Here is a 12,450-nt window from a genome sequence, read left to right on the forward strand (position 1 = left end):
TCGGACATGGCAAAGGGGAATCACAAGAGGGTACGCGGCAAGCCGCAGATCCACAGCCTGCTGGAGCACTACCAGCCGATCGACGGTGTCGTCGACGAAATGGTCGACGCGTCAGGCAATCCCCGTCCGGCGTGGAAGCAGTTCATCGAGGCGCTCGACGAAATAGGGTCTGAAAAGCTCGGCCAGCGTTTCGCCCGCGCCGACCAGTATCTGCGCGATGCCGGCGTCTATTACCGCGTCTACGACAAGGCCGGCGCCAATGAGCGCGAATGGCCGCTGGCGCATGTGCCCTTGCTCATCGAAGACGCCGAATGGGCCGCAATCAGCGCCGGGCTCATCCAGAGGGCCGAGCTGTTCGAGGAAACCATCGCCGATATCCATGGGCGCAACCGACTGGTTGAAAAAGGCATCCTGCCGGCGGGATTGATTGCGGCCAGCCCGGAATATTTGCGGCCCGTGGTCGGTACCACGCCGGCCGGTGGCCATTTCCTGCATTTCTGTGCTTTCGAGCTCGGCCGTGGGCCCGATGGCCGCTGGTGGGTGCTGGGCGACCGCACGCAAGCGCCATCGGGCGCCGGCTTCGCGCTGGAGAACCGCGTCGCCACCACGCGCGCGCTGTCCGACATCTATGGCGAGATGCACGTGCACCGGCTTGCCGGCTTCTTCCGACGCTTCCGCGATGCGCTGATCGGCATGGCCAGGGAAACCGACGGCCGCGTCGCCATCCTGACGCCTGGGCCGCTCAACGAAACCTACTACGAACACGCTTATATCGCCCGCTACCTCGGCATCATGCTGCTCGAGGGCGAGGACCTCACTGTTTCCGGCGGCAGGCTGATGGTGCGCACCGTTTCCGGCCTGATGCCGATCAGCGTGCTCTGGCGGCGTCTCGATGCCGCCTTCGCCGATCCGCTCGAATTGCGATCGGATTCGCAGATCGGCACGCCGGGGCTGGTGGAAGCGATCCGCCAGGGTGCGGTTGCAACCGTCAACGCGCTGGGCTCAGGCTTGATGGAAACGCGGGCGCTGCTTGCTTTCCTGCCCAAGATCGCGCGCGAATTGCGCGGCGAGGAGCTGCTGCTGCCGAGCGTCGCGACCTGGTGGTGCGGGCAGGCGACGGAACGCGCCCATGTGCTTGCCAATATCGACCGCATGGTGGTCGGCCCGGCGCTCTCGACGAGACTAGCCTTCGAGGATGATGGCCAGACCACGCTTGGCTCGACGCTGTCGGCCGGCGAGCGGGCCGAACTGGTGGCGCGCATCGAACGCGATGGCGGCGCCTTCGTCGGCCAGGAAGCGGTGACGCTGTCGACGACACCTGTCTTTGTCGGCGGCTGGCTGGAGCCGCGGCCGGCGAGCCTGCGCGTTTATCTGGCCCGCACGCCCGAGGGCTGGACGGTGATGCCGGGCGGGTTCGCCCGCGTCGGCCTGTCGCTCGACCCGACCGCGATCGCCATGCAGCGCGGCGGCCAGGCGGCTGACGTCTGGGTGGTCAGCGACAGGCCGGTTGAGCGTGAAACGCTGTTGCCGCAGGAGGGCGACAGCTTCAGCCGCACCCGGCCGGGCAGCCTGCCCAGCCGCGCGGCGGAGAACCTGACCTGGCTCGGGCGCTATATCGAGCGCTCGGAAGACACGGTGCGCATCCTGCGCGCCTATCATGTGCGGCTGGCCGAGACCTCCGATCCGGATATGCCGCTGCTGGCCGACATCAGGGACTATCTCGAACCGTTCGGCATCGACGTTGCGACAGCGATCCCGTTGGGGCTGATCGGAACGCTCGACAGCGCGGTCTACAGCGCAGGACAGATCCGCGACCGCTTCTCGCCCGATGGCTGGCTGGCGCTGAAGGACCTGTCGAAGACCATCCATCAGTTCGCCAAGACGGTGGCGCCGGGCGACGATGCGACACGGGCAATGACGGTGATCCTGCGCAAGCTCGCCGGCTTTTCTGGCCTGCTGCACGAGAACATGTACCGCTTCGCCGGCTGGCGTTTCCTCGAGATCGGCCGGCGGCTGGAGCGCGGCATCCAGATTGCCCGTACGCTGTCCCGGCTGACCGGCTCCAAGGCGCCGGATGGGGCGCTCGACATGATGCTCGAGATCGGCGACAGCGTCATGACCCACCGCCGGCAGTATCCGGTGCAGGCTGGCCGGCGCACGGTGATCGATCTTCTGGCGCTCGACCCACTCAATCCGCGCTCCATCCTGTTCCAGCTCGAAAGGCTGAAGGCGGAGATCGGCCTGTTGCCGTCGCTTGGCGGCGAGGGGCATATGTCGCCGGCGGCAAAGGAGATCCTGCAGCTCAACACGGCCATCGCCATCAAGGAGCCATCGGACATGACGGCAAAGGCGCTGGACGAGCTCGCCTATGAGATCGGGGGGCTCTACAACAGCCTCGCCAAGGCCTATTTCGGTTAGAGCCGGATGATTTCAGATCAATCATCCGACTCTAAATTAGGAGATAGAGCATGACGTCGTCCGGAAACCGCTTCACAGTTTTCGGCATCATGCTCTAGGCAGGCTCCGCAAAAGTGTCGCACGGTTCTGCGACAAGAACCTGCGGCAAACAAGAAAAGCAGCGCATGCTCTACGACATCAGGCTCCATCTCCATTACGACTACGCAGCCGCGGCCGGCGGCGGCCGCCATCAGATCCGCGTGCTGCCGTCGACGATTTCCGGTGTGCAACGCGTCATCGCCGCATCCCTGTCATTCACGCCGGCGCCGAATGAACGGTCGGATTTTTTGGACTTCTTCGGCAACAGCGTCACGTCCATCGCCTTTCGCGACGCGCATGACGCGCTCGACATCCGTATGAGCGCACGCGTTTCGGTGTCGCGGCCGGAACCCGGACTCGACGTGTCGCCCGATATCGCTCGGCTGAGGCAGGAGCTGGCCGCGGTGCGGTCGCTGGCGCCTGATGCGCCGCACCATTTTTTGGCGGGAAGCGCTCACTCCGGCATCGATGCGGCGATAACCGCCTATGCGGGGGACAGCATTGCCGGTTCGGCCGCCGGTACGGCGATGAATCTCTGCAATCGCATCCATCGCGACTTCACCTATGACGGCGAAGCGACCACGGTGCGGACCCGGGCCAGCGATGCCTTCAAGCTGAAGCGCGGCGTCTGCCAGGATTTTTCGCACATCATGATCGCCGGCCTGCGCGGGCTCGGCATTCCGGCCGGCTACGTCAGCGGCTTCCTGCGCACCATTCCACCCAAGGGGAAGCCCCGGCTGGAAGGCGCCGATGCCATGCATGCCTGGGTCAAGGTCTGGTGCGGGCGTGACGCCGGCTGGCAGGAGTTCGATCCGACCAACGGCATGCGGGCGAGCAACGACCACATCACCGTCGGCTATGGCCGCGACTATTCCGATGTCGCGCCGATCGTCGGCGTTCTCAAGACCACGGGCGGTCAGGTGGGCGAGCAGGCCGTCGACGTCATTCCGGTCGCGCTCGAAAAGGTGTGAATGCGAGCGAAACGCCGAACCGTCCCGTTGTTGCAATTCTGGATTGTCGAAGGCGACTTCTCAAACATCGAACGGGCCGCTAGTCTGTATTCGTTCCGAGGGACAATCATCGTACTGCCAAGGCGCGCGAGCGCGGGATTTTGTAATTGAAAGCGGTCAGCGTCGTCATTCCTGCCCACAATGCAGCAGCCACAATCGCCACGACACTGGCGTCACTCGCCTGCGAGGCCGAGGTTATCGGCGAGATCCTGCTGGTCGACGATGCATCGACGGACGGCACGGCGGCGACGGCGCTGCAGGCCGCGGCGCAACTGTACTTGCCGCTGCGTGTGCTGCCGGCCAATTGCCGCGACGCCGGCGGCGCCCGCAACGTGGCGCTGGCCGAGGCACTCCATCCCTGGGTTTACCTGATCGACGCCGACGATCTGCATCTTGATGGCGGATTGCGCGCACTGCTGCGGCAGGCCGAGAGCCAGCCGAAAGCCGACATGATCGTTGGCGCCTATCGACGACGCGTGAGCGGTGAGGATCGGCAGATCAAGGTGCCGAACGGCTACCAGGCCGCCTGCCTGGCAAACGCTTCCGCCTATGTGAAAGGCGACATACGTTCGGTCGCGGTGGGCAGCGTGCTGGCGTCCCGGCGCCTGATCGGCGAGACGCGTTTTCCTGTGGGTCTTGCCTATGACGAGGACACGCTGTTCTGGGCGCGACTGATGAGCAAGGCCTCGCTGGCCATGATGCCGCAGCCGGTGATGGTCTATGAGGTTTCGCCCACCCGTTCGGACGATCGTTTTGCGATCAACCCGGTGCGGCGCTTCCTGGAGTGGCGTCGCGAACTGCGCACGCTCACGGATTGCAGCATCCCGGTCTCGGCGCTCAAGGCCAGGGAGGGCCTCGTCGCCCTCAAGATCGCCCGCGTCCACTACGCCCGTGGCGACCTGGACACCGCCGCGCGCTTCCTGGCGGTGGCGGCGGTCGCGCCCAAGCGACGCTCGGAGGCATGGCGCTGCCTGCGCTACAAGCTCAAGCTCGCCGTGCGCCGCCGGCTGTCGGCTCAGCAGATAGAACTGCAAGGCGTGCTCTAGAGCAATTCGGCGCCCGTTCGGCGCCGCATCACGGACTTTTCGGATGGCTGTGGAACCAGCAGTCAGCCAACGGCTTATCTACCGACATCTGCATGGAGCCGTCATGCTGCAGAAATCCGGATCAACCTACAGCCGATCGGCTGGCGGTGAAGCGAAGAATGGCGCGCAGCTTTCGGCAAGGGATGCCGCACTGACCTATGTCAGCGATGCCGAGCCCGGCATCCGCCGGCTGAAGGCAGGCAAGCGGTTTTCCTACAAGGGGCCGGACGGGAAAGCAGTCTCGGATGCCACCAGGGCACGGATCGAGGCGATCGTCATTCCGCCGGCTTGGACGGATGTCTGGATCTCGCCCGACGCGGATGGGCATATCCAGGCGACCGGAAGGGACCAGCGCGGACGCAAGCAGTATCGCTATCATCCGCAATGGGCCGAGGAACGCGACGGTGCCAAATATTCAAGCCTCGTCGCCTTCGCCGAAAGCCTTCCGGAGCTCCGGCGCACCATAGACCGCGATTTCCGCCGCCGCGGCCTGCCGTTTGAGCGTGTCGTCGCCGCGGTCGTCTGGCTGCTCGACAACACGATGATCCGCGTCGGCAATGCCGCCTATGCGCGTGACAACAAGAGCTTCGGCCTGACGACATTGCGCGACCGCCATGTCGACATCAGGGGATCGAGCCTGCGCTTTGCCTTCAAGGGCAAGTCCGGCAAGGAATGGAAACTGAAGCTGGTGGACCGCCGCATTGCGGGGATCGTACGGGGTGCACAGGATCTGCCGGGCCAGAAGCTGTTCCAGTATCTCGACGAGGACGGCAACAGGCGCCCGGTCCGCTCCGACGACGTCAACCGCTATATCCGCCAGGCGGTTGGCGATGCCTTCAGCTCGAAGCATTTCCGCACATGGGGCGGCACCATCCATGCCGCGTCGCTGTTTGCGCAGACGGAGCTGCCCGAAAGCCAAGCACAGCAAAAGCGCGTGATGAACAGTGTCATCGACAAGGTCGCCGAGCGGCTAGGCAACACCCGCGCGGTCTGCCGCAAATGCTATATCCACCCGCAGGTCTTCGAGGCCTGGCTGCAGGGGCGGCTGCTTGCCGAAATGGCGGAGGCCAACAAGCGCAAGCGGTCCATCGAGGGGCTCGATGAGGAGGAGGCGCTCGTGCTGAGATGGTTGAAACGCACGAACGATGACTGACGGCAATTATCAGCCGCCATCTCGGGATTTTTTTATCGACGTCGTGTCGGGATCGGCCCTACTGTTTCGTCCTTTGATACAGAAAGGACCAGCCATGCTCTACGCCATCCTCTGCTATGCCTCCGAAGACGTCGTCAGCTCGTGGAGCAAGGCGCAGGACGACGAAGTCATGGCCAATCTCCTCGGCGTCCAGGAGAAATACGCCAAGGCCGGCCGGCTTGGTCCCGTGGCGCGGCTTCTGCCGACGACGGCGGCGACGACGCTGCGGAAGGTCAAGGGCGAATCGATCGTCATCGACGGCCCGTTCGCAGAGACCAAGGAGCAGTTCCTCGGTTTCTATACGCTCGAATGCGCCGATCTCGACGAGGCCGTCGAGTTCGCCCGTGAGCTTTCCGAGGTCAATCCGAGCGGTGGATCCTATGAGATACGGCCGGTCTCGGTGTTCAATCCCACCGGGGTTGCCGTATGACCGAACTTGCCTGGATCAGCTCCGCGATCAGCGCCGCCCGCCCGCAGGCGATGGGTGCGCTGCTGCGCTATTTCCGCGATCTCGATACGGCGGAGGAAGCTTTCCAGGATGCCTGTCTCAGGGCGTTGAAGAACTGGCCACAGAACGGGCCGCCGCGTGATCCGGCGGCCTGGCTGATCTTCGTCGGCCGCAACAGCGGCATCGACGCGGTGCGCAAGCGCGCCAAGCAGGCGCCGATGCCCGAAGAAGACCAGATCTCCGATCTGGACGATGCCGAAAGCGATATCGCCGAGCGGCTGGACGGAGCGCATTACCGCGACGACATATTGCGGCTGCTCTTCATCTGCTGCCATCCGGACCTGCCGGCAACGCAGCAGATCGCGGTCGCGCTGCGCATCGTTTCCGGCCTGACGGTCAAGCAGATCGCGCGCGCCTTCCTGGTTGGCGAGAGCGCCATGGAACAGCGCATCACCCGCGCCAAGGCGCGCATCGCCGACGCCGGTATGCCGTTCGAGACGCCGGGCGCCGTCGAGCGCTCCGAGCGGCTCGCGGCGGTGGCGGCCATGGTCTACCTTATCTTCAACGAGGGCTATTCCACCAACAGCGGCGAGGCACCGGCCCGCGCGCCGCTCTGCGAGGAGGCGATCCGGCTGGCCCGGCTGTTGCTGCGGCTGTTCCAGACCGAGCCGGAAATCATGGGGCTGACGGCGCTGCTCCTGCTCCAGCATGCGCGCGCACCGGCCCGTTTCGACGAAGACGGCGAGATCGTGCTGCTCGAGGACCAGGATCGCGGCCTGTGGAGCCGCAAGATGATCGACGAGGGGCTGGCCCTTGTCGACAAGGCTTTGCGCCATCGCAAGCCCGGCCCCTACCAGGTGCAGGCGGCGATCGCCGCCCTGCATGCGCGGGCTGATAAGGCCGAGGACACCGACTGGGTGGAGATAGACCTGCTCTATGGCCTGCTCGAACAGATGCAGCCGTCGCCGGTCATCACGCTCAACCGCGCGGTGGCGGTCTCCAAGGTGCGCGGCCCGGAAGCCGCCCTTGCCATGATCGAGCCGCTGGAGCCGAGGCTTTCCGGCTATTTCCATTTCTTCGGCCTCAAGGGCGGACTGCTGATGCAACTCGACCGGGGCGAGGAGGCGCGGATCGCCTTCGACCGCGCTATCGCGCTTGCCAACACGGCCGCGGAAGCGGCCCATATCCGCATGCATATCGACCGTTTGATGAAAGACGGTGCAGTACGCACGCCGGCGAAAAAGGCCAACTGAGCAGCATCGCCGGTCTGGCTCAATCGTCTCTGGCTCAATCTTGTAATTTGGGCTTGGACCATGCCGGGGTGGCGATTTTCCCCTGAAACGAGTAAGGCCACGCCATGACTGTGCCTCGAGTGCCTTTGGCACGCGGGCGAAATGGCGAGGCTTTGACCCGACGCCATATGATGACGACGGGATCTGAAAGGGACAAAAATGACCATAGCGAAGGAAACGGCTGAGCTTCTGGCGAAACTGGGTGTTGCCAGGGAGGCGCTTGCCGGCGGCGACCTGATCGTGAAGAGCCCGGTGACGGGTGAAGAGATCGCGGCGCTGAAAACGATCTCGCCGGCCGATGCGGCCAGGTCGATCGATGCCGCGCACAAGGCGTTCCAGTCCTGGCGGCTGGTGCCGGGGCCCAAGCGCGGCGAACTAGTGCGGCTGCTCGGCGAGGAATTGCGTATCCACAAGGCCGAGCTTGGCCGGCTGGTGTCGATCGAGGTCGGCAAGATCCCGTCCGAGGGGCTGGGCGAAGTGCAGGAGATGATCGACATCTGCGATTTCGCCGTCGGCCTGTCGCGGCAATTGTATGGTCTCACCATCGCCACCGAGCGCCCAGGCCATCGCATGATGGAAACCTGGCACCCGCTCGGCGTCGTCGGCGTCATCTCCGCCTTCAACTTCCCGGTCGCGGTGTGGTCGTGGAACGCAGCCCTGGCGCTGGTCTGCGGTGATGCGGTGGTGTGGAAGCCGTCGGAGAAGACACCGCTGACCGCACTTGCCTGCGAGGCGATCTTTGCGCGCGCCGTCAAGCGTTTCGGCGCCGACGCGCCGCAGGGCCTGCTCCAGGTGCTGATCGGCGATCGCGCCGTCGGCGAAGTCCTGGTCGATCATCCCAAGGTGCCGCTGGTGTCGGCCACCGGCTCGACGCGCATGGGCAGGGAGGTCGGGCCAAGGCTGGCCAAGCGCTTTGCGCGCGCGGTGCTGGAACTCGGCGGCAACAATGCCGGCATCGTGGCGCCCAGCGCCGACCTCGACATGGCGCTGCGAGCGATTGCCTTCGGCGCCATGGGCACGGCCGGGCAGCGCTGCACGACGCTGCGGCGCCTGTTCGTGCATGAGAGCGTCTATGACGCGCTGCTGCCGCGGCTGAAGAAGGCCTATCAGAGCGTTTCGGTCGGCAATCCGCTAGAGACCTCCTCGCTGGTCGGGCCGCTGATCGACAAGGCCGCCTACGAGGCCATGCAGAAGTCGTTGAAGGAGGCCACGGCCCATGGCGGCAAGGTGACCGGCGGCACGCGGGTCGAGAACGGTCATCCCGATGCCTATTATGTGCATCCCGCCCTTGTCGAAATGCCGAAGCAGGTCTCGCCGGTGACCGAAGAGACCTTCGCGCCGATCCTCTATGTGATGAAATATTCCGACTTCGACGCCGTGCTCGACGAGCACAATGCGGTGGGTGCGGGCCTGTCGTCGTCGATCTTCACGCGCGACCTGCAGGAATCGGAGCGCTTCCTCGGCGTCGACGGTTCGGACTGCGGCATCGCCAACGTCAACATCGGCACGTCGGGGGCCGAGATCGGCGGTGCCTTCGGCGGCGAAAAGGAAACCGGCGGCGGCCGCGAGAGCGGCTCGGATGCGTGGAGGGCCTATATGCGGCGCGCCACCAACACGGTGAACTACTCCAAGGCGCTGCCGCTGGCCCAGGGCGTCTCATTCGACATCGATTGAGACCGCCGGGGGGTGTCCAAGGCTAGTGTCGATTGGGCTCGGCGAGCATCAATCGACACAGGTGGAGGGCGTACATGCCGCACTGACGCTGGACAATCGTTCGCGCTTGTCCAGGGTCGGCTTTTCATAACGTCTTTCATGCAGGTCCCTCTCCAATCATGGCGCCGCGCATAGCGGCGATCGGAGTGCTAGCGGGCATGACGGATTCGTGCATCCCCCGTGCGGCAGACGACGCACGGGTCAGCGGGCTGCCGTCGAACCAAAGGTTTCGGTGAAAGCGGCATCCATGATCGCCAGCTTCACCGCCTGGGCGGCCATGTATTCCCCATAGAAATCGCGCGACACCCACATGACCGACTGGCCCCGTTGGCCGAGCCAGCCGACACTGCCGAGGTCTTCGGCGGCGCGAAGCTTGCGTGCAAGGTGAGTGCGCGACAGTTTCAGCCATTTGGCGAAATCGCCGATCGAGACGACGCCGGTCGGGATCCGGTCGAGGCCGGCATGCTCGGGATCGACGCCCGATATCAGCCAGTCCATGACGACGCCGCCATTGTTGAGCCAGGTGAACAGGGAAAAGGTCTGCTTGGGCTCGCGCACCGGATTGGACGAGAGCAAGCCATCGGCAATCCGCGGCTGCAGCATGGCGAGCGCGTCCGGCCTGGCCAGGAACAGGGCCAGGCGGTTCGCACCGTCGAGACCGTCCAGCGTCTGCAGATGCGCCATCAGCCAGAGGGTAACCGGCTCCAGCGAGGCCGCGGCCGGCTGCATGGGACGGATGCGGCCGTCCTGTGCCTTGGGCACATACTCGATGAAACCGTAGTGCAGCATTTCCTTGACGAAGGCGTCGGCGGTGTTGCGGCTGGCCACCGAATTCTGCCGGATCGCGTCGAGGAAACGGGCTGCCGTCAGTTCCTTGCGATAGTCGTCGGGCTCCCGCCTGAAATGCAAGGCGAGACCGATATGGGCCATGAGCCAGCGTTGCTGCGTGGCAAACACCGACGCGAGCCGCGGATTCATCTCATAAGTCTGGTTCATCGCCTGTGCCTGGACGCGGATACAGCGATGCAGTGCCGGATGAGCGGCAATTTCTTCCAACGTCAGCGCCATTCCCCCCGCTGCGATAAGACCCCTTGTCGCGAAGACGCAAGAACACATTTTCAGTCTTCGCGGCTCGTGTCCAGACGCCGGCCGTCAACAGTGAGTGAATGCGCACAGTGGGTACAAATCGCGGGAGCGCTTCATCGCTTCGCGCAAACGCCGCTGCTCAGCCACCGCCTCGCGATGGCGGAAAACAAGTCTCGAAGGCAGTGTCGACAACGGCCAGCTTGGCGGCCTGGACAGTCATGTACTCCTCATAGAACCCGTGCGACACCCACATCACCGAATGGCCGCGCTGGCCAACCCAGCCAATGCTGCCCAATTCCTCGGCGGTGCGCAGTTTGCGGCCGAGATGGGTCCGCGACAGCTTGAGCCATCTGGCGAAGTCGCCGATCGAAACCACGCTGGTCGGGATTCGCTCCAGGCCGGCGTGATCGGGATCGATGCCGGACATCAGCCAGTCCATGACGATGCCGCCATTGTTGAGCCAGATGAACAGGGAAAAGGTCTGGTTGGGTTCACGCACCGGCTTCGAGGCCAGCAGGCCGTCGGCTATCAGGGGCTGCAGCGTGGCAAGCATGTCGGGCCGGTCCAGGAATCTGGCCAACCGGTCGCCGCCATCGATATGGTCAAGCGTGCGCAGATGGGCAATGACCCAGCCGGTGAATCTCTCAATGGTGGCCGCCGTCGGCTGCAGGGGATGCGTGCGACCGTCCCCGCCCGCCACATACTCCGCGATGTTGTAGTGCAGCATCTCCTTGATGAAGGCGTCCGCCGTGTTGCGGCTGGCCACCGCGTTCTTGTGCACGACCTCGATGAAACGCGAGACTGTCAGTTCCTTGCGGCGGTCGTTCGGATCGCGCCTGAAGTGCATGGCAAGGCCGACATGGCCCATAAGCCAGCGCTGCTGCGTGGCAAAGATGGAAGCCAGTCGCGGTGTTTCCTCATAGATTCGGATCAGGGACTGCGACTGTTCCTGAACGTAGCGGTGCAAGGCCGGATGGGCCGCTATGTCTTCCAATTTCAGCGCGGATCTCCTGAAGCTTTGAAACAACTCTGATGGCGAGATTGCGTTCCTCATTTTCCAATCTTCAGTATTTGTGTCCAGACGTACCAATTGCGAAGAACAGCGCCAGCCGAGATATGGATCCACGGCGACAGGTTCACGGTTCGGTCTGCTAACTGATTGCCATGGCTTGGAAAAATCCTCCCAATCACCGTCAGTCGAACGAGCGCCCGTTGGATTGATCTTCCAGCGCGGCAAACTCGAACGATATCACCTATGCCGGTGCGGGCTTCATCGCAAGCAGCCAGTGCAGGGGGCTACAAGCCTATGCACATGGTGCTGGCGGGCCGGTGACGGCCTTCTCACCGGCCCGCCGGTGGATGGCAACAGGCGGATGCTGGTCGAGGATGTTCGGCTTGGTGGCTTGACCTTCGGCCAAGGCCTGGCCGAAACAGCTTCCATCCGCGCAAATTACCTCGGTCCGGCAGGCTCCTGCCTTGCTCGTTCGCGAGGCTCGATGAAAAAAATCGGCGCCCCGGAAACCTGTCCGAGGCGCCGTGCGATCATGATCAGCCCGCGTCAGCCGTTCGGGTAATAACCGCCATCGGCGCCGTCGCCGATGTAGGTGCCGCCGCCTGAATCGGTCTGCAGTTGCTGATCCAGCCTCTCGATCTGGCCGAGCAAGCTCTGGTATGCACCGCCACCCGTGGCCGAGCGATGGATGCTGTCAGCCTGCGTCATCAGATCGTGCTCCTGCTCAGGGGTGATCGCCTTTGCATCCATTGCCTCGACAATCCCCTGCTTGACCCCCTGCAACTGATCCAGGACCGCCCGTGACTCGACGGACATGCCGCCAGGTTCGACCCGGTGGCGATGCACCGCGTAAGCACTCGATAGTGGCACTGCCGCCAGGAGCGATGCAATTGCTATGATCTTTGGTGTGAAACCGCGCATGGTTGCGCCTCCCTTCAACGGGAAAAGCGGTAAGGCTATCGCTTTCCGATCGCGGGCAATCTGCTCCCGTCGCGTCGCGATGATCCTGTCATCGCCGGCGGTTCGTAGCCCGCAAAGTCGATATAGGGATGTTCCGGGGCCCGGCATGGCGCAGGAACGGAGAGTTGACAGGTTGTGATCGGCGGGGTGAGCCGG

10 protein-coding genes are annotated in these 12,450 nt (G+C 64.2%); 7 read left to right on the plus strand and 3 right to left on the minus strand.

Annotated elements, in window-relative coordinates:
- Nucleotides 1-6 precede the first annotated feature (6 nt).
- The 7 genes from MesoLj_RS11475 (at nucleotide 7) to amaB (ending at nucleotide 9,197) form a co-directional block, all read left to right on the plus strand.
- Nucleotides 7-2,418 (plus strand): circularly permuted type 2 ATP-grasp protein, encoded by a 2,412-nt coding sequence (locus MesoLj_RS11475; RefSeq protein ID WP_202326049.1) that lies wholly within the window; start codon nucleotides 7-9, stop codon nucleotides 2,416-2,418.
- A gap of 164 nt (nucleotides 2,419-2,582) precedes the next feature.
- Nucleotides 2,583-3,467, plus strand: coding sequence for a transglutaminase family protein (locus tag MesoLj_RS11480; RefSeq protein ID WP_140771665.1), 885 nt, complete (start codon nucleotides 2,583-2,585; stop codon nucleotides 3,465-3,467).
- 146 nt (nucleotides 3,468-3,613) lie between these two features.
- Complete coding sequence (locus tag MesoLj_RS11485) at nucleotides 3,614-4,552, plus strand: glycosyltransferase family A protein (RefSeq protein ID WP_202326050.1); 939 nt, start codon at nucleotides 3,614-3,616, stop codon at nucleotides 4,550-4,552.
- 103 nt (nucleotides 4,553-4,655) lie between these two features.
- Nucleotides 4,656-5,744 (plus strand): DNA topoisomerase IB, encoded by a 1,089-nt coding sequence (locus MesoLj_RS11490; RefSeq protein WP_202326051.1) that lies wholly within the window; start codon nucleotides 4,656-4,658, stop codon nucleotides 5,742-5,744.
- Between the two features lie 94 nt (nucleotides 5,745-5,838).
- A complete protein-coding gene (locus MesoLj_RS11495; RefSeq protein WP_056578181.1) occupies nucleotides 5,839-6,213 on the plus strand; it encodes a YciI family protein in 375 nt (124 codons plus the stop codon).
- Complete coding sequence (locus MesoLj_RS11500; RefSeq protein WP_202326052.1) at nucleotides 6,210-7,484, plus strand: RNA polymerase sigma factor; 1,275 nt, start codon at nucleotides 6,210-6,212, stop codon at nucleotides 7,482-7,484. The genes MesoLj_RS11495 and MesoLj_RS11500 overlap by 4 nt, the downstream gene beginning before the upstream one ends.
- A 198-nt stretch (nucleotides 7,485-7,682) precedes the next feature.
- A complete protein-coding gene (gene amaB, locus MesoLj_RS11505) occupies nucleotides 7,683-9,197 on the plus strand; it encodes an L-piperidine-6-carboxylate dehydrogenase (protein WP_202326053.1) in 1,515 nt (504 codons plus the stop codon).
- A 240-nt stretch (nucleotides 9,198-9,437) separates the two neighbouring features.
- Here amaB and MesoLj_RS11510 read toward each other — a convergent pair whose 3' ends face one another.
- The 3 genes from MesoLj_RS11510 to MesoLj_RS11520 all read right to left on the minus strand — a co-directional run bounded on the left by MesoLj_RS11510 (nucleotide 9,438) and on the right by MesoLj_RS11520 (nucleotide 12,255).
- Nucleotides 9,438-10,304, minus strand: coding sequence for a hypothetical protein (locus tag MesoLj_RS11510; protein WP_202326054.1), 867 nt, complete (start codon nucleotides 10,302-10,304; stop codon nucleotides 9,438-9,440).
- Nucleotides 10,305-10,461: 157 nt separating this feature from the next.
- On the minus strand, nucleotides 10,462-11,376 hold the full coding sequence (locus MesoLj_RS11515; protein ID WP_202326055.1) for a hypothetical protein: 915 nt from the start codon (nucleotides 11,374-11,376) through the stop codon (nucleotides 10,462-10,464).
- Nucleotides 11,377-11,880: 504 nt separating this feature from the next.
- A complete protein-coding gene (locus MesoLj_RS11520) occupies nucleotides 11,881-12,255 on the minus strand; it encodes a hypothetical protein (protein WP_140771651.1) in 375 nt (124 codons plus the stop codon).
- Nucleotides 12,256-12,450: the final 195 nt, after the last annotated feature.

This window comes from Mesorhizobium sp. 113-3-9, from assembly GCF_016756515.1.
GTDB lineage: Bacteria > Pseudomonadota > Alphaproteobacteria > Rhizobiales > Rhizobiaceae > Mesorhizobium.